This is a genomic window from Joostella sp., assembly GCF_048266025.1.
GTDB classification, from domain to species: domain Bacteria; phylum Bacteroidota; class Bacteroidia; order Flavobacteriales; family Flavobacteriaceae; genus Galbibacter; species Galbibacter atrarenae.
The window spans coordinates 15,398-37,972 of record NZ_JBLXAF010000008.1 but is presented as its reverse complement, the minus strand read 5'-3'; the positions used below and the strand labels follow the sequence as shown (position 1 = coordinate 37,972).

The window sequence follows — 22,575 nt, the reverse complement described above, 5'->3', positions numbered from 1 at the left end:
ATAAATTATATTAAACTTGTAACAAACTCCTATCTTTACCTACTAACTCATTAACACACATTATAAGTTTACATTAAAACAAAGTGTGCTTAATTGCCTAATTACCTTTTGTGACCAAAGAACTCGAACATAAATTTGTTTTAGAATTACAGGATAATCAGAATATCGTGCATAAAATATGCAAGATTTACACTGATGATACTGATGCTCATAACGATTTATTTCAGGAGATTACCATACAGTTATGGAAGGCATATCCAAAATTTAGAGGAGACGCTAAGTTTAGTACATGGATGTATAGAATTGCATTAAATACAGCAATTACATTATATCGAAAATCAAAACGTCAAATACACACACAGGATTTTGATTCGGTAATCCATAAAGTCAAAGCAATTGACTATGATGATACCGAAGAACAGCAACTAAAATTAATGTATGATGCTATAAAGCAACTTAATGACATTGAGAAAGCGCTTGTGTTTTTGTATTTAGAAGATAAAAATTACAAAGAAATATCTGAAACAATGGGTATTTCTGAGGTAAATGCCCGAGTGAAGATGAATAGAGTTAAAACAAAACTAAAAAATACACTTAACCCCTAATGGACGAATTAGAATTTTTAAAAAAGGATTGGCAGAAAAAGGAAAAAGATCTTCCTAAACTTTCCTATGAGGATATATATAGTATGATGTTGAAAAAATCTTCTTCATCTATAAAATGGATTTTTTACATCAGTATAATCGAATTAGGATTAGGAATCCTAATGAGTATCTTTTACCATCCTTCCCTTGAACAAGAAAAGATGTTACCTCCATTTCTAAACTATTTCACGTATGGTTCTATCATCGTAATTCTATTCTTTATTTATCAATTTTATAAAAACTATAAAAAAGTATCTACAACATCTTCAGTAAAAGGCTTATTAGAAAGTATTATTAAAGCAAGGAAAACCGTACGCCGGTATATAATATTCAATTTAACTTTTGCTGGTATTTTATTTATAGTTTCAATAATTTACCTATCCATACAACAACAAGGAGGTTGGACTAAATTTACCGAAACAGCAGACACTACAGATTACCTGATTATTTTTGGAATCTCTATAATTGCGACCATCCTTTTTATAGCCCTCTTTTTAGGGATTTATTACCTGCTTTATGGAATCTTAATGAGACGTTTAAAAAGAAATTATAAAGAACTTAAAAGAATGGATGTTTAATTCTAATAAAGTTTTTAGGTTGAAACTAATTGCTTTAAATAAAAAACCTTTGCAGATTAGCTAAGAAGTAAATCTGCAAAGGTTTTTATTTTATATCTAGAGCTCTCTTAAGTCTAACTCTAAATTAATATCCTTTATTATAATCCTTTTCTACTGCAGACCTCCCTTTTTCCATCCACTCTGGTGCTTGCTTTCCTTTTAAATAATGATCAAAAAATTGCATCATTCTAATAGATAAATCTTTACGATTTCCCCAGCTTTCCCCTTTCAAGTTGTGAGGTTCATCGTTATAAGAAAGCATCCATACAGGTTTATCAAGTCTTCTTAAGGCAACATAAAATTCTATTCCTTGATACCACGGCACTGCACCATCATCATCATTATGCATCATTAAAAGAGGAGTTGTAACTTTTGGCGCTTTAAAGAGAGGTGAATTCTCTACATAAAGATCAAACTCATCCCATAGCATACCCCCAATTCTACTCTGAGTATGTTCATATTGAAACATTCTACTCATTCCACTTCCCCAACGGATTCCTCCATAGGCACTTGTCATATTACTAACTGGTGCACCAGCCATTGCTGCAGCAAATTTATCTGTCTTAGTTACAATATATGCAGTTTGGTAACCTCCCCAACTCTGTCCTTGTAATGCCATATGCTCACCATCTATAAAGCTATACTTTGCTTCCATAGCTTCTACTCCACTTACTATACAGTTATATCCACTTTCTCCTGGATGCCCTTCTTTATATACAATATCTGGAACAAAAACGATGTAATTATTACTTGGATAAAACACCTTGTTTATTGTAGAACGACTTGGTGTAGGAGAATAAAAACGGTGATACGTATCTGATAATCGTTCATAGAAATATGAAACTAAAGGATACTTTTTATTTGGATCTAATCCTTCTGGGACATACAATAATCCTTGCAGTTCTACTCCGTCATAATTGGTCCATTTTTCTAAACTAACTTTCCCCCACTTATAATTATCAAGCTGCTTACCTCCATTTGTAACTTTCTCAGAATTTTTAAATGAAAGATCTGTTTTTAACACATCAGGATATAGAGTGTAAGCCTCTTTTGTGTATAGAACTGTATTTGAATTTTTAGCTTTTAGAGGATTTCCAAAACGATAATCGTCATAAATAAAAGCATCTGGAGTATTTTCTTTTAGCAAATTAGCATATGCATAACCTGCTTTCTTATTAGTTTCATTAAATACTGATAAAAGTGCTTTCTTCGGATTGATAAAATCTTCATCCCTATCCAATTGAATATATCTATATTCAGTAGTATTTACTCTCCCGCTTTTGGTTACATTTTTTGGTGCTTTTGCTCCAGAAGGATCAATTTTCCAAATATCATAACGGTCGTAAATAAAAACTGATTTGTCATCTTCTTCCCAACCAGCAATACCATAAGGTCTCGGATCGTTTGGAGTATCGTTCAATTCATCATAAAAAGCAACACTAATTTTATCTGTAATAGGCTGCTCCTTTTGAGAAGCAATATTTATAGAATAATAAATGCTATCATTTCTATTATAATAAACAGCGTACTTTTGCGATGGTCCTACCCAAACGTTATTCTGACCAGTAATTAGTTCCTTTTTCACTCCAGTTTCTGTATCTACAAGATAAAAATCATCTAAAAATAGTGCAGACCATGAAGTTGCTCTCTTATATTTCTCATCGGTACTTCCAATAGCATATTTAGCATCTCCGTCATCATACATTCTAATATCTGGAACAATAGTATCTCCTATTTGGACAGCTGCATTCTTTTCAAAATCATAAGCGGCCAAATATGTTTTATTCTTATCCTTCTTAACGTTTAGTTTTTGCATAGGCTGCAATTCGGTATCTGTCCATGACCAAATATCTAAACGCTCTCTTTCTGCATTTAACAACGTATCCTTTTCACGTTCAATTTGAGCTTCTGCAGTTCCAAAAAACATACGTTTACTATCTTCAGAAAAATAAATATTTTGATTCTCTGAAGGAAGCCATCCTTTTGGTAATTCTTTTATACTACTTGTATTTACAGTATTCACTTTATCCTGCTCACCAACATACAATTCGTAGTTTTTAACATCTGTAGTATCTTTAGAAAGTAGAAACGCTAAACGGTTCCCTTTCTCATCAAGAGTAGTTTGCTTTATAATTCCTTCAGAAGAAAAAATAGTATCAAATTTCTGAGTATCTCCATCAAATTTTATTAAAGTCGAACTTGTAAGAGTAGAATCCTTCTTTTCTAAACTAAGTAGTAATTTATTTGCTGATTTTGACCAAGTGTAGTCATTCACATCCTTAAAGGCAATACTATCTTTGGAAAGAGGGTTATATGCTACTAAAATAGTATCATTCTTAGCTTTGCTTTTCTTCTTATCGTCATTATCTATGCTATCTTTTACAACTGAAAGAGTATCTTTTTTGACCTTAACTATCGTTTTATATGCTAGCCAATCTCCACCTTCCTCAGGAAGTTTAAAACCACTATTATCTGCATATTTAAGAGTCTTTCCAGTTTCAAGAATAAAAACACCAAGAGAATCTTTTATTCGTTTACTCTTCTTTGTTTTTTCAGTTTCCTCTTTTCTACGGATCTCAATTGGAGCTTTAATTTTAAAAGCTACAAAACTACTTTTTCCACTTATTGTAGCACTGTATCCTCTGGAGATAGAATCTGTTTTACCACTCTTAAGATTTGTAATAACTAATGTACCGTCTCCCATTCCTGGGTTATATTCGTAGACTAGATATTCTCCATTTTCTGAAATCTTCTTGTTTTCGATTTGTTTCCAAGTATCAAAATCTTCTACAGAGATTGATTTTTTTTGTGCAGTTAGGGAAACAGTTAAAATTTGAAATAAAGCTAATAGCGCTATTTTTTTTACCATTGAAACCTTTTTATAGTATGTGTTGAGTTTATTGCCCCAAGATAGCTAAATGAAGAGTTTCAATACAAGCAAAAAAGAATATAATTATGAAGAATAGCATATTTCATGCTCCTATAAATACTAAGCATTGAAAATAGACACTATAAAATAGCTATAGTGAATTTAATAATCCCATTGTCTCGTTTTATTGAGGTCTTCCATTTCTGCAATAGCTTCCTCTGGGATCACCTTTAAAAATGAAGGATGCTGCTCGATAGCATATTCTATTTTTTCTACAATCTCATCTATAGATTCATTATCATAATCTATATCCAGTGGTTCCTTAATTATCATTGACTGTAGAATTCCTTTTTTCTTAACTCGAAGTCCTTTTCTATCAAAAGACCTTCTAAAACCATCTATAACTACAGGAATTACAATAGGTTTGTATTGTTTAATGATATGAGCTGTACCCTTTCGGATAGGCTTCCAAGGTCTTGTAGTCCCCTGAGGAAAAGTAATTACCCAACCGTCATCTAAAGCTGTTTTTATATTTGAAATATCGCTGAATTTAACCTGCCTATTTACATCTTCTCCTCCTGCTCTCCATGTACGTTCAATACTGATAGATCCGGCATAAGCAAATATTTTAGGTAATAGCCCAGATTTCATTGTCTCTTTAGCAGCTACGTAATAAATATTTAATTTTGGCTGCCATAAATAAGTAACATCTTTTATAGAATCTTCACGCCCGCTCAAACTAGCATTAAAAACATGAAACATAGCTACTACATCCGCAAAATAAGTTTGGTGATTGGAGATAAATAAAACTCCACTTTCTGGAAGGTTTTTTATAATGTCAGAACCTTCTATTTGCAGTTCATTGAAGCCTCTGTAGCGTCTATGAGTTAATAACCCCGCTATACGTATAAGCCACTTTTTTAAGAATAATATATGTCCGAAAGGATTTTTCTTAAACAATCCCATTACTAATAGTTATATGCTAGTGTTAATAAAGCTACAAAAATACAAAATCTTAACCTTAGATTAGCTTTTTAAACATTTCTTTAACCTCACTCAACATCATTGCTGTAGCTCCCCAAACGGTATAATCATTTAGCTTAAAGGCAGGTACATCTATATTTTTAGCGTAAGATGTTGTTAAGTTTTCTTCAAAAAGCATGTCGTCATTCATAAAATCTAAAAAAGGAACTTCTATAATGTCTTCTACCTCATCCTCTTGCAAAACAAATTGCAATTCATTTTCTGCTATTCCTATAAAAGGTTGCACGATAAAGTTACTAGGTGGAATATAAACTTCAGACATTTTTTTTACAAGCTGAATCTTCTTTGGAGAGACCCCAACCTCTTCCCATGTTTCTCTTAAAGCTGTTTCTTCAATATTTTTATCTGAAAGCTCTACCTTTCCCCCAGGAAAACCTACTTGATTGGAATGTACTCCGTTGTATGTTTTTCGAAGTATCAATAACAGTTTTGTATGAAGGTGCTCATCAGGATAAAAAAGACATACTACCCCAGCTTTTCTAGGATCTTTTTTCTTATAATTTTCTTCCTTTAATAATTGTGTCCTAATTAAAGGCGCCATTTTATTATGAGATTCTTGCCCTGGTAGTGGCATATTTTTTATTTTTGGAATCAAATCGTAAAAATCAGCAAATTTCATATGCATTATTATACAGTTAGAGTAATTACAATAATACTATTATTTATTTTATCAAGTTGTGGGGACTCTTCAAAAAAAGCTAAAGCCGCTACTGAAAAAAATGCTAAAGACACTGTAAAAGTCGATTCAGCAAAAATAAAAGAATTAGAACGTAAAAAGGAAGAAGAGAAACGTTTTGTGCTCACAGAAGAGAATGCAATTCCGTTTCTATTTGAATATCAAAAAGAACACTTAGAACATGTTGTAAAAATAAATACCTCCTTAGGAAGTTTTGTCGTTGATCTCTACAATCAAACCCCTTATCATAGAGCGAATTTTATTTATCTAACAAAGAAGAAGTATTTCAACAACACCTATTTTCATCGTGTAGTTAAAAACTTTATTATCCAAGGAGGAAATACAGACATGATGTCTACAGCAAAAAAGAGAGATAGCATAGGTTTTCACCTACTTCCACCTGATACTAAAAAAGGACTAAAACACGATCGTGGCGTTATTTCAATGCCAAGTAGTGATGATGTTGCTAACCCACACAAATTAGCTTCCCCTTTTGAATTTTTCATTGTGACTGCCAAACATGGAGCACATCATTTAGATGGAAAATATACAGCTTTTGGACGTGTAATTTCAGGAATGGATGTAGTAGATAAAATAAATAATGTACCTGCGGGAAGTGATGAATGGCCTCTAAAAAATGTTAATATAATTTCTGTTGAAATTGTAGAATAGCAATAAGTTTTTATCATACGTCGTCTACCTCATCTTTGTAAACTGAAGGAAGTTTTAATCCATATTTCACAGCCAAAAGTCGAACAACAATAACTACTATAATAGGAATAGCAAATGCTATATTACTTTCTATAGAGAAAAATTTTAATATAAAATAAGTTACTCCACCTAATATACACACAGTTGCATAAATTTCTTTTCTTCTAAATATTACAGGTATTTCATTGCATAAAATATCCCGTAAAACCCCTCCAAAACAAGCACTCACAGTTCCTAAAGCTATACACATAATGGGGTGTAATCCAGCAGCGACTCCTTTTTCTAATCCTACAACAGTATATAAACCTATTCCGATTGTATCAAAAAGAAATAAAGACTTATTAAAATACTTTAACTTATCTCGAAAAATAACAGCAAATAAAACAGTTCCCATTACCACATACATATAGGTGGAATTTATAAGCCATGTTACTGGTTTTATCCCCAATAACACATCTCTTATCGTTCCTCCTCCTAATGCGGTTACAAATCCAATAATAAAAATCCCGAATGGGTCGAGACGTTTATTCATAGCGACCATTACTCCCGAAATTGTGAAGGCAATAGTTCCTAATAAATCTATTATATAATAAAACATTACATGTGTTGTGTATAGTAATTATAATCCTTTAAAACAGTTTTCACAAACGCATGTGTATTATTGTGAACGGACTCTATTCCTGTTACTTTCTCTATTCTATCTTTTAGCTTTTGCATCGTTTTATGATCCGATGCCTTTCTAGCAGTTTCGTATGTGTCTTTTATAATTCTTGCATCATTGTCAGATAATTTAATCACCAAAGGATAGGTTGGCTTATAATCTTCAGCAAGATCCATTAGAATAGTTTGATTCATTGTTACTTTATCCTTCAAAGTAATCACAGAAGTACCTGCCGTAATATCTCCTAATCGCTGACTCTTATTACTTACAATTATACTAATTAATGCTACAATCCCAGACATCATATTAATATCTATAACTCTAAACAACCAACGTACTACATAATCAGAAAAAGAAGCTTGATAACCATCAATTTTAACCACTTTTATCTTCAGTATCCTTTTACCAATCGTTTGCCCTTCTAGAAGAGATTCGAACAATAAAGTATAAAAAATTACAGGAAGTAAAAATAGAATTATAAGTGCCATTTGCGACCAATCGTCTAGAGATCGCATATAATCCCAGAGTCCTGTTAAGTAAAAAATAAAATATCCTATTGTCGATACGTATGCTATTTTAATCAAGAAATCTGTTGCATATGCCAGAATACGCTCCCCTACCGAAGCCGCCGTAAACATTATGTTTACATTTTGTGTGGTGTTAATTTGTAACTCTGACATTTTCTTCCTTAATTTAAACTTTTATTCTACATGAGAGAAGTTGCATTTATTAAACAAAATAAAGAAAAATGGCTGAGCTTTGAAAAAGCTATTTTTCATAATCAATTTAAAGATCCTGACGATCTAGCTTCTCAATACATACATTTGATTAATGACCTTTCTTTTGCGCAAACTTATTACCCCAAAAGTAAAATAATTAAATATCTAAATCAGCTTGCTGCAAAAGCATTTCAAAAAATTTATAAAACAAAAAGGCAAGATACTAATAGAATACTTTCTTTTTGGAAAACAGAAGTTCCACTTGTTGTCTATGAATACCGAAGGTATATTGCCTATGCATTTATTATCTTTTTCTGCTTTGTTACTATTGGAGTAATCTCTGCTGCTAATGATGATACTTTTGTACGACTTATTCTCGGTGAAGATTATGTTAATCGAACCATTGAAAACATTCAAAAAGGAGATCCAGTAGCTATTTATAAAACTGGAAGTAATTGGGGTGGTTTTATTGCTATTACTTTTAATAATCTTTTTGTAGGTATAAAATCGTTTATATATGGCATTTTTGGTGGCTTAGGAACGGGTTGGGTACTTATGAGTAACGGAATCATGCTTGGAGCTTTTCAATATATGTTTCAACAAGAAGGAGTATTTTGGGAAAGTGTTCGTGGAATTTGGATCCATGGAGCTATGGAGATTTTTGCTATTGTAATTGAAGGCGCAGCAGGACTTTTATTGGGAGCTAGCATTCTATTTCCTAAAACTTTTTCTAGAATAGAATCCTTTAAAATTGGAGTCAAAAACGGAGTCAAAATATTAATCAGCACTTTTCCCTTTACAATATCAGCAGGATTTCTAGAAGGTTTTGTAACTAGATATTCTGATACCATGCCTCACTTTTTATCAATAGGAATTATTTTAATTACACTTAGTATCATTTCATTCTACTATTTAATTTACCCAAGAATTGTATATAAAAAACTAACTAAAGCATATGCAGCTATATAAATCTAGAACTTTTGGCGATTATTTTTCAGACACATTTACGTTTCTAAGAGAAAACGGAAAACATTTTTATAAAAACTACTTTATAATAAATGGAATCTTAATCATTATTCTTTTAGTAATGATGTTTTTCTTTTCTCGATTCTATACTAATGTAATTTTCTCAGATACTTTTGGAGACGGAGGTAACTCTCTAACCAACTACCTAGACCAAAATCTAGGAGTCTTAGTTATATTTGGTTTTCTATTTGTAATAATAGCGTTACTATTGGGAATTGTAAATTATGCCTACACACCTCTTTATTTTCTTTTATATGAAAAAAATAAAGGCAGTGATTTCTCTAAAAATGATATCGTTGACGCTTTAAAATCTAATTTAGGAAAAATATTTACCTTCCTGCTTGCAGGAATTTTAATCGCGATTCCTTTGTTTATGGCCTTAGGTCTTATTATCGTGATTTTAACTATTACAATCATTGGAATTCCACTTCTACTAATTGCTGTAGCTTGGTTATCACAATTTTATTATATCGCATTCATCACATATTTACAGACAAACAAAGGAGTTTTCGAGTGTTTTTCTTATGGTTTTAATCTTTCTTTTAAGAACTTCTGGGCTGCTAATGGCTGCGTGGCTTTATTTTATATCATGATTCAAGTGGTACAAGGTATTGTTACTTTAATTCCATATTCCTTTGCTATGGGCTCTTTAGTTTTAGGTGCAGAAGAAGCTTCTAATATGAATACTACAGACCAATCTATGACAATTATTACTATGTTAACTGCCGTCTATATGGTTGCATTTTTTGTGAACATAATTCTTACTACCATTTTACAGATGAATCAGAGTATCATATTTTTCAGCTTAAAAGAGGACACCGAAAATATTAATACCAAAAGCGAAATCGACGAAATAGGAAGTTATTAATATGCACCTCAAAAAGATATTTTTCTTTCTTATTTACCTTTCTATAACTTTTGGTTATGGGCAAAATTCCTTGCAAAAAATTAAAGCTGAAGATTCTTTAAGGGTCGATTATAATACCACGATAGAAAAGCGGAATTATGAAGCTAATTTTAAAGAAAAGTATACTTCTGACAGATACAATTACGAATCTGAAACCAATCCCAATGGTTGGTTTTCAAGATTAAAAAAATGGTTTACTGACCTTATTAATGATCTCTTTAAACTAAATGATGATATTGAAGCAGAACAACTGGTAACTATCATTTCTAGAGTTATTTATCTTCTGATATTTCTATTCGTAATCTATATCATCGTGAAAGCGATTTTAAATAAAGAAGGGAATTGGATTTTTGGAAGATATTCTGATAAAAAAGCATTAAACATCCACGATGTGGAAGCCAATCTTCATACTACAGATTTTGAAAAATTAATAGCGCAAGCTTATAATGACAAAAACTATCGCCTTGCGGTTCGTTATTATTATTTATGGCTTTTAAAAGAATTGTCTGATGGAGAGCACATACATTATGACGCTGAAAAAACAAATAGCGATTATATAAATGAAATTGACGACAAGACTCTAAAGTCTAAATTTTCATATTCCTCTTACCTTTACAATTATATCTGGTACGGAGAATTCCCTATTGAAGAAGCCGCCTATAAAAATGCAGCTGTTCGTTTTGAAACCCTCATAAAATCGGTTAAGAAATGAACAAAACACTAAAAATATATATCGCCATATTAACACTCCTTTTCATTGGAGCTATTGCTTTTGAGGCTTCTAGGCCTAAACCTATTGATTGGGCACCTAGTTTTAGTGAAAAAGATGCAATCCCCTTTGGAATAAAAGTTTTTCGTGATGAGTTGCCAACGCAATTCCCTAACGATTCAATTATAGATTTACATGAAACTGCCTATGAATTCTTAGAAGATCATTACAATTGGGATGAAGATATTTATAATGTCAAAGGGAGTTATATAAAGATAAAGCCAAGCTTTAATCTTGACCAAGTTTCTATAGAAAAGCTTTTAAATTTTGCTGCGGAAGGGAATACCCTTTTTATAGCTTCGGAAGGATTTCCTGAAATCTTGCAAGACTCACTTCAATTTGTAATTGATAATAAATATAGCTTTCAAGGAAGTGCTAAATTTAGATTGGCCAATAATGCTTTCAAGGGCGATTCTATTACTGATACTAAAGGAAGAAGTAATTATTATTTCAAAAAATTAAATAAAGAAACCACAACTGTTTTAGGGTATCAAGATTTTGAAGACACACATATTAATTTTGTCAAAATAAAATACAAAAAGGGAGCTATCCTTCTGCATACACAACCGTATGCCTTTACAAATTACTATCTTTTAAAAGGTGATAATTATAAATATGTAACGGATGTTTTATCATACTTACCAGACGGAACAGTTTTATTTGATTCTGATTTCAAACAAGGCAATTATATTTCTGACTCTCCCCTGCGGTATATATTTTCAAAACCCGCTTTAAAATGGGCATGGTTATTAGCCGTATTTTTTATTATTACATTTATGCTTTTCAACGCTAAAAGAAGGCAACGTGCAATTTCAATCATAACACCATTACAAAACACAACCGTCCAGTTTACAAAAACAGTTGCAAACCTTTATTATGAATCTAAGGATCACAATAATATAATAAATAAAAAAATCACTTATTTCTTTGAAAAAATACGTCGTGATTACCATCTAAATACTGCGATGTTGGATGAGAAATTCATACATCAGCTTTCATTAAAATCTGGCGTTAAGGAAGAAAAAGTAAAAAAACTAATCGATTACATACTTTCTATAAAAGACAAGTCTAATTGTACAGAAGAAAATTTAATCGATTTAAATAAACTCATTGAAAAATTCTATCAGAAAAAATAAGCCATGGATACACCATTAGAAAATCAAGCAGAGGATCAAAATAAAGAACAAGTTTCACAAAATGAAGATTTAGCTTTTAAAAATAGAGTTGATCTAACAGAGTTACAGGAAGCTATAAACAACATAAAAACGGAGCTAGGAAAAGTAATTGTTGGTCAGAAACACATTATTGATATGCTCCTTACTGCATTATTAGCAAACGGACATGTATTAATTGAAGGTGTGCCTGGCGTGGCAAAAACAATTACAGCAAAATTGCTAGCAAAAACACTAACAGTAGATTTTAGCAGGATACAATTTACTCCAGATCTAATGCCTTCTGATATCCTTGGGACATCTATTTTTGACCTTAAAAAATCTGAATTTGAGTTTAAAAAAGGACCTGTTTTTACGAATATGCTTTTAATCGATGAGATAAATAGGGCTCCTGCAAAAACACAAGCTGCTCTTTTTGAAGTAATGGAAGAAAAGCAAATAACTATGGATGGTACTCGTTATATATTAACCCCTCCTTTTATGGTTCTAGCCACGCAAAACCCTATAGAGCAAGAGGGAACTTATAGACTTCCAGAGGCGCAATTGGATCGCTTTTTATTCAAAATTGACATTACTTATCCCTCTTTAGAAGAAGAGGTAGATATTATTTTAAGAGAGCATCAGCTTAAAGAAAATAAAAAAATAGATAAGGTAAACTCTTTCCTTACTGAAGAACAAGTCATAAAATATCAGCAATTAGTAAATGAAATTATCATAGAACCTAATCTCATCAAATATATCGCAGAGATAATTCATCAAACAAGAAATAATGAGTTTCTATACATGGGAGCTTCTCCTAGAGCATCTATTGCTATATTAAAGGCTTCTAAAGCTTTTGCAGCAATAAACGGAAGAGATTTTGTAACTCCTGAAGACATTAAAAAAGTAGCGTTACCTGTAATTCAGCATCGAATTATAATAACTCCTGAAAGAGAGATGGAAGGAATTACTGCTAAGCAAATTGTAAATCAATTAATCCAAACTATAGAAATCCCTAGATAGCTAAATAAAGTTCAAAAGGATCAAAATAAATTTTAAAATACGTATTTGCTAAACATGAAACTTATAAAACAATTATATATTGAAAACAGGTTTTACTATTTCGCTTCAGGAATAGTAGTCCTATTTCTATTGAGTTTTATTTTAGAGTGGTTGTTTTTTATTTCGCAAATAGTATTATTTAGCTTTATAGTATTTTTTATTTTAGATATTCTTATTCTTTTCTTCGTAAAAAAAGGACTGATTGTCTCTAGGGAGGCTCCAGATAAATTTTCTAATGGAGACAAAAACACAGTACATATAACATTAGAAAATCAGTATAATTTCTCAGTAAATGCAATTGTAATAGATGAAATTCCGGTACAGTTTCAAATCAGAGATTTTAAAATTTCAAAAGCTTTAAAACCATCAGAAAAAGTAATCTTAAAATATGAATTAAGACCTACCGAACGTGGAGAATACTATTTTGGGAAATTAAATATTTATATCTCAAGTTTTATAGGCTTTACTAGTAAACGCTATCGGTTTTCTGAAAACACAATGGTGCCTACATATCCTGCATTCTTACAGCTTAAAAAGTACGATTTAATGGCTTTTTCAAATAGTTTGCATCAGTACGGAATAAAAAAAATCCGTAGAATTGGTCATACCATGGAGTTTGAACAGATTAAAGAATATGTTCAAGGTGATGATATTAGAACTCTAAATTGGAAGGCTACCGCTAAGAGAAATCAATTGATGGTAAATCAGTTTCAGGATGAAAAGTCACAACCTGTATATTCTGTTATTGACAAGGGGCGTGTTATGAAAATGCCTTTTAACGGACTAAGTTTATTAGATTATGCTATTAATTCTACTTTAATAATAAGTAATGTTGTTTTAAAAAAGCAAGATAAAGCAGGAATGTTTACTTTCTCAAAAAAGGTAGAGAACACGGTAATTGCAGAACGTAGAAATAGTCAGATGAATCTTATACTGGAAACTCTTTATAATATAGAAACTGATTATTTCGAAAGTGATTTTGGTAGACTTTATGGAGACATAAAAACTCATATTAACCAAAGAAGTCTCCTATTCTTATATACAAATTTTGAAACTTTAGATGCGCTCCATCGACAGCTTCCCTATTTAAAAGCTATTGCTAAGAATCATCTTTTAGTAATTATATTTTTTGATAATACGGAATTAGATTCACTAATAAAAGAAGAAGCAAATTCTATTCAAGAAGTATATGATAAGGTTATTGCCGAAAAATTTGCTTTCGAAAAGCGTCTTATTGTAAATGAGTTAAAAAAATATGGGATTTACTCTATTCTTACTTCTCCAGAAAATCTTACCATAGATACTATAAATAAATACCTAGAGATTAAAGCTAGAGGATTGATCTAAATAATTAATGTTTTGGGTGATACATGTTCTTATCTCAACACTTCACCCCATAAGCGGAACAAATGAAAAATACATCTCGCTATAAAGTTTTCTAATAGTTTTGTAACTTTGTAATAAATTATTTAGGATGACAATTACACAATTACAATATGTTTTATCGGTTGCTGAATATCAAAACTTCACACATGCAGCAGAGAAGAGTTTTGTTACACAACCTACTTTAAGTATGCAAATACAAAAATTAGAAGATGAACTAGATATTTTAATTTTTGACAGGAGTAAGAAGCCAATTCAACTCACTCAAGTTGGTAAAAAAATTGTAGAGCAAGCTAAAAATATTGTCAATGAATCTTATCGAATTAAAGATATTGTAGACCAAGAAAAAGGATTTATAGGAGGAGAATACCGATTAGGAATTATCCCTACAGTGATGCCAACTTTACTTCCTTTATTTTTAAAAAACTTTGTAAATAAATATCCAAAAGTCAACTTAAAAATTGAAGAATTAAGTACGCAAACAATAATTGAAAAACTTGAGGATGGATATTTAGATGCTGCAATTGCTGCAACTCCTCTTGAGAATGAAAATATAAAAGAAAGAGTTTTATTTTACGAGCCTTTTGTAGCTTATATTCCAGAGAATCACAGATTAAATAAATTAGATAAAATAAGTGTAAACGACTTAGATATTGATGATATTCTCCTTTTAGAAGATGGCCATTGTTTTAGAGATGGAGTTATAAATTTATGTAAATCTAAAAAAGGTTTTAAAGATGACCATTTCCAATTAGAAAGTGGTAGCTTCGAAACAATGATGAAGCTTGCTGATGAAGGTTTAGGTATGACTTTACTACCTTATTTACACACATTAGATGTTAGCGATAATCAGAAAAAGAATTTACGCTATTTTACGGAACCTAATCCAGCAAGAGAGGTAAGCTTAATATACCATAAAAGTGAGTTAAAAATGCATATCACCGATGCTCTAAAAGACATTATTGCAGGAGTACTTCGCGGAGCTATAGCATTCCAAAATGTAAAAATAATAAGTCCTATTAACAAGTAAGATACATCAATAAAAAGTGTATAAACCTGTTAGATTATATAAATAAAAAGCCACTTAATAGTGGCTTTTATATTATTGATTGAAATAAATTAAAGATTTTGATAATTCTGGCCTACCTTGAATATATAGATTAACCCAAATTCTAAGTTCATCTAATTCATAAGGTAGCAACCTTTTTGCTGCTTTCTCTAGTTCTCTTGAAAAGAGTCTAGGATCGAAGCTTACCTTTTGCAACACCGTTTTAGTGTACTCAAACATAGCTCTTGCCATCCTATATTTTGTTTATTAAATTGGTTGTTTAAAATTAACGTTAGTTTCAATATAAAATTGTTGGCTAATAGTTAAAATCAAAACTTAATTGTTAAAGTTATGACGCTCTAGTTGCCTCTTGCATGTTTTCATAAAGACAAATCTCTTTAGGGTTTCGTCCATAAGCATTAGTTCCTTCTTTACCTTCTATAAAAAGAAGCATAATAATATAAAATGGAATCATCTGAAACCATCCACTTTTACCAAGATCATGACATCTTTTTGTATTCTGAGTAATATTAAAATAGAATACTGGTAAAAAGAATACCCAAAACAACAAACCTACTCCAGTTGTGTCGATAGTTATCCAAGATGCTAATAATGTGGTTAATGAAAATGCTATGAGATAGCCAATGAAGGTAATAATTAAACTTAGTCCATATTCTGTTCTTCGAATTCTTCCATCGAAAGAAAAAGTATTTTTAAACATAATAATTAAGATTTAGGTGCTCCTAAAATAGTTAATTTTTATTAGATTAAAAAATTAACACGTAAAATTGTTAAATAGTTGAGATTAAAATGCGACTCATAACCTATAGATATTCATTTTTAATTAATTTCACATTTTTAAAAATATTATACTTAAATGAAAAAAATTCTATTATTAATAATCGTTGTTCTAAACAGTATTGCTTGTTCTTCCGTAAAGAATCTTCCTAAGGAAGTAAAAACTGACTTGGATGCTGATTTTTTTAAAAATCAATTTACAGGTCTTTTTGTTTACAATCCAAAGTCGGGTGATACGATTATAGATTATAACGGAGCTAAATACTTTACTCCTGCTAGTAATACTAAAATTTTCACTCTTTATACAGCACACAAATTACTTCCAGAGAACTTACCTACACTAAAGTATTTGGTTAAAAATGATGAAATTTACATTGAAGGAGTTGGTAATCCAGCCAGTTTACATCCTTATTTAAAAGACAGTACGGCAATCTCATTCTTAAAAAATCAACAACATATAAACTTATATTATAACAATCTAGAGGACTCTAAATATGGACCAGGCTGGTCTTGGGATGATTACGATACCTATTATGCTCCTGAGCGAAGTTCGTTTCCTTTATATGGAAATGTAGTTACTGTAAATAATGAAGGTTCGTTGTACGTTTCGCCTGATTATTTTAAAGAAAATATTAGTCTTATAAATGCACAACAAAGGCGTTCGATGCATGAAAATAAGTTTTATTTAAATCCTTCAAAAAAAGACACCGTCGAAATCCCATATATTACAGACAGTATAGTTGTAAAAGGTATTTTAGAAAACATCCTTCAGAAGAAAATAAAAATTACTTCTACATTTCCTGAAGGAGAAAAAAAGATTATTTATGGAATAAAAGCAGATTCCGTATATAAAAGAATGATGCATGTGAGTGATAATTTTATTGCAGAACAGCTTTTAATACTTTCCTCTTCTACTTTGGGAGATAAATTAAGTAGCCATAAAGCACAAGATTACATTCTTGAAAACGATTTATCAGGCATTAAGCAGAATCCAAGATGGGTAGATGGTTCTGGACTTTCAAGGTATAATCTTTTCACTCCACAATCTATGGTATTTGTTCTAGATAAATTATATGAAGAAATTCCTACAGAAACGCTCTTTGATATTTTCCCTACTGGAGGAGAAACAGGAACTTTAAAAAATTATTTTAAAGGAAATCCAAAACCATATATCCATGCTAAAACGGGTACTTTAAGCAACAATTATTGTTTAAGTGGTTATATAGAAACAAAATCTGGTGAGGTATTAATTTTTAGTTTTATGAATAACCATTATCGAGGTGGAAGTACAGAAGTAAAAAAACATATGACTCCACTTTTAGAATGGATAAGAGACAATTACTAATTATTTAAGATTACAGATTTTCTCTTGTATCATCTTAATTACTGAAAAATTATAGCTATCAACTTTATAATTTTATAAGTAACATTCAAACTAAAAATCCTATTTTTGCGGCATGGCAAGAAAGAACAAGAAACAGATTTTTGAAGAGGTAGAAGTAATAGATGCTGCCGCTAAAGGAAAAGGAGTTGCCAAAGCTCCTGACGGACGCGTAATCTTTCTACCATATGCAGTACCGGGAGATATTGTAGATGTACAAACTTTTAAAAAGCGCAAAGCCTTTTTTGAAGGTAAAATAGCCAAGTTCCATACAAAGTCTCCGAAGAGAACAAATCCTGAATGTGAGCATTTTGGAGTCTGTGGGGGTTGTAAATGGCAAAACATGGCTTATGAACATCAGCTTTTTTACAAGCAAAAAGAGGTTCTAAACAATCTAGCTAGAATAGGAAAAATAGAATTACCAGAATTCATTTCTATTTTAGGTTCTGAAAAGCAATACTTTTATCGCAATAAAATGGAGTTTTCTTTTTCTGATAGCCGCTGGCTTACGTTAGAAGAAATCCAAAGCGATAAAGATTTTGGAGATAAGAATGCCTTAGGATTTCATATTCCAGGTATGTGGGATAAGATCTTAGACATTAATAAATGTCATCTTCAAGAAGATCCATCTAATGCCATTAGAACAGCTGTTAAAGATTTTGCTTTAAAAAATAATTTTGAATTCTTTAATCCACGTAATCAAACTGGTTTATTAAGAACGATGATGATCCGTACTTCTTCTACGGGAGAGATTATGGTTTTAATTCAGCTTTACGACGATAAAAAAGAAGAAAGAGAACTATTATTAGATTTCCTTAAAGAGGAGTTTCCAGAGATTACGTCACTCCAATATGTAATCAACCAAAAGCCAAACGACACTATCTATGATCAAGAAATAGTATGTTATGCTGGTAGAGATCACATCTTTGAGGAGATGGAAGGTTTAAAGTTTAAAATAAATGCTAAATCTTTTTATCAAACAAATTCTGAACAAGCGTATGAGTTGTATAAAATAACTCGTGATTTTGCAGACCTTTCTGGAGATGAGCTTGTATACGATTTATATACAGGAACAGGAACCATCGCTCAATTTGTTGCTAAAAAAGCAAAAAAAGTCGTTGGTGTAGAATCTGTTCCAGAAGCTATTGAAGATGCAAAGGCAAATGCACAATTAAACGGGATAGATAACGTTACTTTCTACGCAGGGGATATGAAAGAAGTATTTAACGATACTTTTATCGAGCAAAATGGCAAGCCTGATGTAGTAATTACAGACCCTCCAAGAGATGGAATGCACAAAGATGTTGTGCAGCAGTTATTAAATATCGCTGCAGAAAAAATAGTTTATGTAAGCTGTAACAGTGCTACTCAAGCTAGAGACCTTGCACTTATGGATCATTTATATAAAGTAATTAAGGTGCAGCCTGTAGATATGTTCCCACAAACACATCATGTGGAAAACGTTGTACTTTTACAAAGAAGATAAAATAATCTTCCGCTAAAGAAGGAAACTAATTAAGATGAAGAAATTATTAGCAGTATTTTTTATATTAGCCATTGGTGGAGCTATTTTTTCCGCTTGTGAAAAAGATGATATCTGTCCAGAGGAAACGCAGACTACACCATATCTGAAAGTAGGTTTTTATGACTTTTCAGATCAAGAGGAAGAAAAAGCTGTTCCTAATTTAAGAATTATAGGACTAGATAATAATGATGAAGTCGTTGATACATTAAACACGTTTTCAGACAGATCTAGTCAAACTGAAGTAGATATCCCCTTAAGAACATCTGAAACTACAAGTAAGTTTTTATTTATTTATAATTCGCAAGATGATGACGATGGTCTAGAAACTGGAGATATCGACACTTTACAATTTAATTACGCTCGTCAAGAATATTTTATTTCAAGAGGTTGTGGCTATGGAGTTAATTTTTCAGAATTAGTTAGTATCTTAAATCCTGAGTATACAGGGCCCGATCCTAATCCTGACGAGTGGATTCTTGCTTTATTAGACCAAGACACAAATTTAGAACATCAAGACACCATACATGTTAAAATATATCTTTAGTAGTCTATTTTTACTTTTTACTTTTTTTGGGTTTTCTCAGGAGGAAACAAAAGCAATAGATAGTGTTGTTACTGATTCTATTGCCCCTATAGAGAAAATTGTAAATGACAGTATCTCATACAAACAACGTTACGGTTTACGTGTTGGAATAGACCTTAGTAAGCCAATTCGTTCTCTTATTGACGATGACTATAGAGGTTTAGAACTTGTAGCTGATTTTAGAGTTTCACACAACTTTTATGTTGCTGCAGAGCTTGGTAATGAAGAAAAAACAACTCAAGAAGACAACTTTAATTTCACTACTAACGGAAGCTACGTAAAAATTGGTTTTGATTGGAATACCTATGAGAATTGGTATGGAATGGAGAATATTATAAATATAGGAATTCGTTTCGGACTCAGTACTTTTGATCAAACATTAAATGAATACCAAGTATATAATCCTAATCAATTTTGGGGAGAAACTGCCGCTGGAATTACAGGAGAAGATATGTTGGGTACTTACAGTGGATTAAATGCACAATGGACAGAAGTAGTTTTTGGACTTAAAGTAGAGCTTTTCAGAAATTTATATTTAAGTGGAAGTGTCCGCCTTAATTTCTTAATTAACGAGACTGAAGCTAGTCAATTTCCAAACTTATTTATCCCTGGCTTTAACAAGGTTACAGACGGAAGTAGATTTGGGGTAGGTTACAACTACACTTTATCTTATTTAATTCCAATATTTAAAAGTGATAAGCCTAAAAAGAAAGAAAAGGATAAACCAGAAAATAACTAGTTTACATCTTTAAAACCTTTTAAGAAAATCCACTTCATTTTAATCTGCTCTTTATCTTCAATTTCTACTACGGCAAATTTTGGAGCTAATAAACTACTGCAAAAAGCTGCTATTAGAACTAGAACAATATGAGATACATCTTCAATCAGATACAATAAACTAAAACGAAGGATTAAAAATATCCCAATAAACCCTACTAAATTATATATTAATGCTTTTGTTTTAGGCTTCATTTTATAAACTATTTATCGATTTTATATTCCAAAATATATGCTCAGATGTTAGGCTCTGAGCATATATTTATATTTTATTATTAATTAAGTTTTAACTAACTACTAGTATTTATTGAATTTAGCTTTCTTACTACCTTCATAAATTTCATACTTCAATAACTTACTTTCTAGCTTCCCGTTAAAAAGTTTAATTCTTCTTGAAGGTCTCAAACCAACATTTTTAATTGCTTCCATATTTGAAGTTATAAACCAAGCATCTGTATTTGGATAGCTTTGCTTTAATGTATCTCCAATTTCAGCATAAAAAGCTTCCATATCTATCTGTAATCGTTCTCCATAAGGCGGATTGAAAACCATATGCAGTTTTCCTTCTGTTTGCTTAACTGAAGCAAAAAAATCTTGCCTCTCAATAGTAATATAATCAGATAGATTAGCATTTTTTACATTGTCAATTGCTTTTGTTACCGCTGAAGGCGCTTTATCGAAACCATAAATTTTATGGTGAAATTCCCTTGTCTTCTTGAGGCTACTCTCTACAATCTTATCAAATAAATCTTGATCATAATCTCTCCATTTTTCAAAAGAAAACTCTCTTCTATTGATATTTGCTGGAATATTACAAGCAATCATTGCAGCCTCTACTGGAATTGTTCCACTTCCACACATTGGATCAAGCAAATCCGACTGGCCATCCCAACCACTTAGCAACAGCATTCCTGCTGCCAAAACCTCATTTATAGGAGCTATATTGGTTGCTGTTTTATAACCTCTCTGATGCAAAGACTGACCAGAACTATCTAAAGAGACATTACATATATCTTTCTGGATATGTATGTTTATTCTAAGATCTGGATATTTCAAATCTACATCTGGACGTTTTCCTACAGTATTTCTAAACTTATCTGCAATAGCATCTTTTGTTTTTAATGCTATAAATAAAGAATGGTTAAATTTTTCTGAATTTACTGTAGCATCTATAGCAAACGTATTGTTATAAGACATATATGCTTCCCAATCCATTTTATATATTTTATCATAAAGGTCTTGCTCGTCCCTTACTTTAAAACTATGAATAGGCTTTAAAATTTTTATAGCTGTACGCAGGCAAAGGTTTGCTTTGTACATAAACCCTTGATCCCCTTCAAAAGAAACATTCCTAACTCCCTTTTCTATATTAAGAGCCCCCAACTTTCTGAGTTCATTTTCTAGCACCTCTTCAAAACCAAACATGGTTTTAGCTACCATTTTAAAATTATTAGGCATATTGTATTTACTTTAAAAGACAAAAATACATTAATTTAGCTCGCTGAAATAATAAATACAAGATATGCCCATTAAAATAGGGATTTTAATATGTTAAATTATCTACTTCCAATATTAGCTGTACTTATAGGATTCTTAATCGTTGTCCTTTTTAAATTCAATGAAAAGAGCAACCTTAAGCTATTCTTAGCTTTTAGTGGGGCATTTTTATTGTCTATTACTGTTTTTAATCTCTTTCCAGAAGTATATCATCATGGAGACACCAAACGAACTGGAGTCTTTATTATGCTTGGAATATTACTACAGATTTTCTTGGAGTTCTTTTCGAAAGGAGCTGAACATGGCCATGTTCATATCCATGATGATATGAATAAATTCCCTTGGTTACTATTTGTTAGTTTAAGTATCCATTCCATTTTAGAAGGTTTTCCGATGCATGAACACGATACTTTAGTTTACGGAATAATAATCCATAAAATTCCGATCGCGATTATTCTTAGCACTTTTTTTATAAACTCTAAGATGAGTAAAACTAAAATAGCTGCTTTCTTAATCTTCTTTTCTTTAATGACCCCTTTAGGAAGCTATATAGCCGATAATTTCCAAATAGCAAAGGATTACTATCATGAAATATCGGCTATTGTAATTGGTATCTTTTTACATATCTCAACTGTTATACTTTTTGAAAGCTCAGAAGGACATAAATTTAACCTTAGAAAATTAATCGTAATTCTCTTGGGGATTGTAATTGCTTATTACGTCTAAA

General features: G+C 31.3%; 24 protein-coding genes. 15 read left to right on the top strand and 9 right to left on the bottom strand.

What is annotated here, in order from left to right; all coding sequences use genetic code 11:
* Nucleotides 1-110 precede the first annotated feature (110 nt).
* Entirely contained in the window at nt 111-605 is a 495-nt protein-coding gene (locus ACN0TY_RS13215; RefSeq protein ID WP_236958998.1) for an RNA polymerase sigma factor, read from the top strand.
* Nucleotides 605-1,222, top strand: coding sequence for a hypothetical protein (locus ACN0TY_RS13210; RefSeq protein WP_417444868.1), 618 nt, complete (start codon nt 605-607; stop codon nt 1,220-1,222). Before ACN0TY_RS13215 ends, ACN0TY_RS13210 begins: the two co-directional genes overlap by 1 nt.
* 124 nt (nt 1,223-1,346) lie before the next feature.
* Here ACN0TY_RS13210 and ACN0TY_RS13205 read toward each other — a convergent pair whose 3' ends face one another.
* From ACN0TY_RS13205 to ACN0TY_RS13195, 3 genes are all read right to left on the bottom strand, one after another.
* Nucleotides 1,347-4,130: an alpha/beta hydrolase family protein gene (locus ACN0TY_RS13205; RefSeq protein ID WP_417444867.1), complete on the bottom strand. Its 2,784-nt coding sequence runs from the start codon at nt 4,128-4,130 to the stop codon at nt 1,347-1,349.
* 162 nt (nt 4,131-4,292) lie between these two features.
* A complete protein-coding gene (locus ACN0TY_RS13200; RefSeq protein WP_236958995.1) occupies nt 4,293-5,096 on the bottom strand; it encodes a lysophospholipid acyltransferase family protein in 804 nt (267 codons plus the stop codon).
* Nucleotides 5,097-5,151: 55 nt separating this feature from the next.
* Nucleotides 5,152-5,793, bottom strand: a complete 642-nt coding sequence (locus ACN0TY_RS13195) for an NUDIX hydrolase (RefSeq protein WP_417444965.1) — start codon at nt 5,791-5,793, stop codon at nt 5,152-5,154.
* Between ACN0TY_RS13195 and ACN0TY_RS13190 the strand changes: the two genes are divergently transcribed.
* Entirely contained in the window at nt 5,794-6,522 is a 729-nt protein-coding gene (locus ACN0TY_RS13190; RefSeq protein WP_417444866.1) for a peptidylprolyl isomerase, read from the top strand.
* Nucleotides 6,523-6,535: 13 nt separating this feature from the next.
* On the opposite strand, the gene ACN0TY_RS13185 is transcribed toward ACN0TY_RS13190, so the two are convergent.
* Both ACN0TY_RS13185 and ACN0TY_RS13180 read right to left on the bottom strand, forming a co-directional pair.
* Nucleotides 6,536-7,159: a trimeric intracellular cation channel family protein gene (locus ACN0TY_RS13185; protein WP_236958992.1), complete on the bottom strand. Its 624-nt coding sequence runs from the start codon at nt 7,157-7,159 to the stop codon at nt 6,536-6,538.
* A complete protein-coding gene (locus tag ACN0TY_RS13180; protein WP_417444865.1) occupies nt 7,159-7,902 on the bottom strand; it encodes an RDD family protein in 744 nt (247 codons plus the stop codon). Before ACN0TY_RS13180 ends, ACN0TY_RS13185 begins: the two co-directional genes overlap by 1 nt.
* Before the next feature lie 30 nt (nt 7,903-7,932).
* Between ACN0TY_RS13180 and ACN0TY_RS13175 the strand changes: the two genes are divergently transcribed.
* The 7 genes from ACN0TY_RS13175 (at nt 7,933) to ACN0TY_RS13145 (ending at nt 15,269) form a co-directional block, all read left to right on the top strand.
* The gene (locus tag ACN0TY_RS13175; RefSeq protein WP_236958990.1) at nt 7,933-8,910 is read left to right on the top strand and encodes a stage II sporulation protein M; all 978 of its coding nucleotides are present in this window, start codon (nt 7,933-7,935) and stop codon (nt 8,908-8,910) included.
* On the top strand, nt 8,897-9,835 hold the full coding sequence (locus ACN0TY_RS13170; RefSeq protein WP_417444864.1) for a hypothetical protein: 939 nt from the start codon (nt 8,897-8,899) through the stop codon (nt 9,833-9,835). The genes ACN0TY_RS13175 and ACN0TY_RS13170 overlap by 14 nt, the downstream gene beginning before the upstream one ends.
* Before the next feature lie 70 nt (nt 9,836-9,905).
* On the top strand, nt 9,906-10,586 hold the full coding sequence (locus ACN0TY_RS13165) for a DUF4129 domain-containing protein (protein WP_417444863.1): 681 nt from the start codon (nt 9,906-9,908) through the stop codon (nt 10,584-10,586).
* On the top strand, nt 10,583-11,779 hold the full coding sequence (locus ACN0TY_RS13160) for a DUF4350 domain-containing protein (protein WP_417444862.1): 1,197 nt from the start codon (nt 10,583-10,585) through the stop codon (nt 11,777-11,779). The genes ACN0TY_RS13165 and ACN0TY_RS13160 overlap by 4 nt, the downstream gene beginning before the upstream one ends.
* Nucleotides 11,780-11,782: 3 nt before the next feature.
* Nucleotides 11,783-12,817 carry an AAA family ATPase gene (locus ACN0TY_RS13155; RefSeq protein WP_417444861.1) on the top strand — a complete coding sequence of 345 codons (1,035 nt, stop codon included), beginning with the start codon at nt 11,783-11,785 and terminating at the stop codon, nt 12,815-12,817.
* Nucleotides 12,818-12,871: 54 nt separating this feature from the next.
* The gene (locus ACN0TY_RS13150; protein WP_417444860.1) at nt 12,872-14,203 is read left to right on the top strand and encodes a DUF58 domain-containing protein; all 1,332 of its coding nucleotides are present in this window, start codon (nt 12,872-12,874) and stop codon (nt 14,201-14,203) included.
* 127 nt (nt 14,204-14,330) lie between these two features.
* Complete coding sequence (locus ACN0TY_RS13145; protein ID WP_417444859.1) at nt 14,331-15,269, top strand: LysR substrate-binding domain-containing protein; 939 nt, start codon at nt 14,331-14,333, stop codon at nt 15,267-15,269.
* Between the two features lie 72 nt (nt 15,270-15,341).
* On the opposite strand, the gene ACN0TY_RS13140 is transcribed toward ACN0TY_RS13145, so the two are convergent.
* Together ACN0TY_RS13140 and ACN0TY_RS13135 are read right to left on the bottom strand one after the other, a co-directional pair.
* Nucleotides 15,342-15,539: a hypothetical protein gene (locus tag ACN0TY_RS13140; protein ID WP_236958983.1), complete on the bottom strand. Its 198-nt coding sequence runs from the start codon at nt 15,537-15,539 to the stop codon at nt 15,342-15,344.
* 97 nt (nt 15,540-15,636) lie between these two features.
* On the bottom strand, nt 15,637-16,008 hold the full coding sequence (locus ACN0TY_RS13135; protein WP_236958982.1) for a DUF805 domain-containing protein: 372 nt from the start codon (nt 16,006-16,008) through the stop codon (nt 15,637-15,639).
* A gap of 156 nt (nt 16,009-16,164) precedes the next feature.
* Between ACN0TY_RS13135 and ACN0TY_RS13130 the strand changes: the two genes are divergently transcribed.
* From ACN0TY_RS13130 to ACN0TY_RS13115, 4 genes are all read left to right on the top strand, one after another.
* The gene (locus ACN0TY_RS13130) at nt 16,165-17,430 is read left to right on the top strand and encodes a D-alanyl-D-alanine carboxypeptidase/D-alanyl-D-alanine-endopeptidase (protein WP_417444858.1); all 1,266 of its coding nucleotides are present in this window, start codon (nt 16,165-16,167) and stop codon (nt 17,428-17,430) included.
* Nucleotides 17,431-17,542: 112 nt separating this feature from the next.
* Nucleotides 17,543-18,952, top strand: coding sequence for a 23S rRNA (uracil(1939)-C(5))-methyltransferase RlmD (gene rlmD, locus ACN0TY_RS13125; RefSeq protein ID WP_417444857.1), 1,410 nt, complete (start codon nt 17,543-17,545; stop codon nt 18,950-18,952).
* A 34-nt stretch (nt 18,953-18,986) separates the two neighbouring features.
* Nucleotides 18,987-19,535 (top strand): DUF6452 family protein, encoded by a 549-nt coding sequence (locus tag ACN0TY_RS13120; RefSeq protein WP_236958979.1) that lies wholly within the window; start codon nt 18,987-18,989, stop codon nt 19,533-19,535.
* Entirely contained in the window at nt 19,516-20,313 is a 798-nt protein-coding gene (locus ACN0TY_RS13115; RefSeq protein WP_417444856.1) for a DUF6048 family protein, read from the top strand. Before ACN0TY_RS13120 ends, ACN0TY_RS13115 begins: the two co-directional genes overlap by 20 nt.
* Here ACN0TY_RS13115 and ACN0TY_RS13110 read toward each other — a convergent pair.
* Nucleotides 20,310-20,546: a hypothetical protein gene (locus ACN0TY_RS13110; protein ID WP_417444855.1), complete on the bottom strand. Its 237-nt coding sequence runs from the start codon at nt 20,544-20,546 to the stop codon at nt 20,310-20,312. The two genes, ACN0TY_RS13115 and ACN0TY_RS13110, sit on opposite strands and share 4 nt — an antisense overlap.
* Before the next feature lie 102 nt (nt 20,547-20,648).
* A complete protein-coding gene (locus ACN0TY_RS13105) occupies nt 20,649-21,809 on the bottom strand; it encodes a THUMP domain-containing class I SAM-dependent RNA methyltransferase (protein ID WP_236958976.1) in 1,161 nt (386 codons plus the stop codon).
* A 90-nt stretch (nt 21,810-21,899) separates the two neighbouring features.
* Between ACN0TY_RS13105 and ACN0TY_RS13100 the strand changes: the two genes are divergently transcribed.
* On the top strand, nt 21,900-22,574 hold the full coding sequence (locus tag ACN0TY_RS13100) for a ZIP family metal transporter (protein ID WP_236958975.1): 675 nt from the start codon (nt 21,900-21,902) through the stop codon (nt 22,572-22,574).
* Nucleotide 22,575 lies beyond the last annotated feature (1 nt).

Excerpts from the sequence above, each read along its gene's own strand:
- ACN0TY_RS13210 (WP_417444868.1), top strand. The coding sequence starts at position 605 with ATGGACGAATTAGAATTTTTAAAAAAGGATTGGCAGAAAAAGGAAAAA.
- ACN0TY_RS13205 (WP_417444867.1), bottom strand. The coding sequence starts at position 4,130 with ATGGTAAAAAAAATAGCGCTATTAGCTTTATTTCAAATTTTAACTGTT.
- ACN0TY_RS13200 (WP_236958995.1), bottom strand. The coding sequence starts at position 5,096 with ATGGGATTGTTTAAGAAAAATCCTTTCGGACATATATTATTCTTAAAA.
- ACN0TY_RS13195 (WP_417444965.1), bottom strand. The coding sequence starts at position 5,793 with ATGAAATTTGCTGATTTTTACGATTTGATTCCAAAAATAAAAAATATG.
- ACN0TY_RS13190 (WP_417444866.1), top strand. The coding sequence starts at position 5,794 with ATGCATTATTATACAGTTAGAGTAATTACAATAATACTATTATTTATT.
- ACN0TY_RS13185 (WP_236958992.1), bottom strand. The coding sequence starts at position 7,159 with ATGTTTTATTATATAATAGATTTATTAGGAACTATTGCCTTCACAATT.
- ACN0TY_RS13180 (WP_417444865.1), bottom strand. The coding sequence starts at position 7,902 with ATGTCAGAGTTACAAATTAACACCACACAAAATGTAAACATAATGTTT.
- ACN0TY_RS13175 (WP_236958990.1), top strand. The coding sequence starts at position 7,933 with ATGAGAGAAGTTGCATTTATTAAACAAAATAAAGAAAAATGGCTGAGC.
- ACN0TY_RS13170 (WP_417444864.1), top strand. The coding sequence starts at position 8,897 with ATGCAGCTATATAAATCTAGAACTTTTGGCGATTATTTTTCAGACACA.
- ACN0TY_RS13160 (WP_417444862.1), top strand. The coding sequence starts at position 10,583 with ATGAACAAAACACTAAAAATATATATCGCCATATTAACACTCCTTTTC.
- ACN0TY_RS13155 (WP_417444861.1), top strand. The coding sequence starts at position 11,783 with ATGGATACACCATTAGAAAATCAAGCAGAGGATCAAAATAAAGAACAA.
- ACN0TY_RS13150 (WP_417444860.1), top strand. The coding sequence starts at position 12,872 with ATGAAACTTATAAAACAATTATATATTGAAAACAGGTTTTACTATTTC.
- ACN0TY_RS13145 (WP_417444859.1), top strand. The coding sequence starts at position 14,331 with ATGACAATTACACAATTACAATATGTTTTATCGGTTGCTGAATATCAA.
- ACN0TY_RS13140 (WP_236958983.1), bottom strand. The coding sequence starts at position 15,539 with ATGGCAAGAGCTATGTTTGAGTACACTAAAACGGTGTTGCAAAAGGTA.
- ACN0TY_RS13135 (WP_236958982.1), bottom strand. The coding sequence starts at position 16,008 with ATGTTTAAAAATACTTTTTCTTTCGATGGAAGAATTCGAAGAACAGAA.
- ACN0TY_RS13130 (WP_417444858.1), top strand. The coding sequence starts at position 16,165 with ATGAAAAAAATTCTATTATTAATAATCGTTGTTCTAAACAGTATTGCT.
- rlmD (WP_417444857.1), top strand. The coding sequence starts at position 17,543 with ATGGCAAGAAAGAACAAGAAACAGATTTTTGAAGAGGTAGAAGTAATA.
- ACN0TY_RS13120 (WP_236958979.1), top strand. The coding sequence starts at position 18,987 with ATGAAGAAATTATTAGCAGTATTTTTTATATTAGCCATTGGTGGAGCT.
- ACN0TY_RS13115 (WP_417444856.1), top strand. The coding sequence starts at position 19,516 with ATGTTAAAATATATCTTTAGTAGTCTATTTTTACTTTTTACTTTTTTT.
- ACN0TY_RS13110 (WP_417444855.1), bottom strand. The coding sequence starts at position 20,546 with ATGAAGCCTAAAACAAAAGCATTAATATATAATTTAGTAGGGTTTATT.
- ACN0TY_RS13105 (WP_236958976.1), bottom strand. The coding sequence starts at position 21,809 with ATGCCTAATAATTTTAAAATGGTAGCTAAAACCATGTTTGGTTTTGAA.
- ACN0TY_RS13100 (WP_236958975.1), top strand. The coding sequence starts at position 21,900 with ATGTTAAATTATCTACTTCCAATATTAGCTGTACTTATAGGATTCTTA.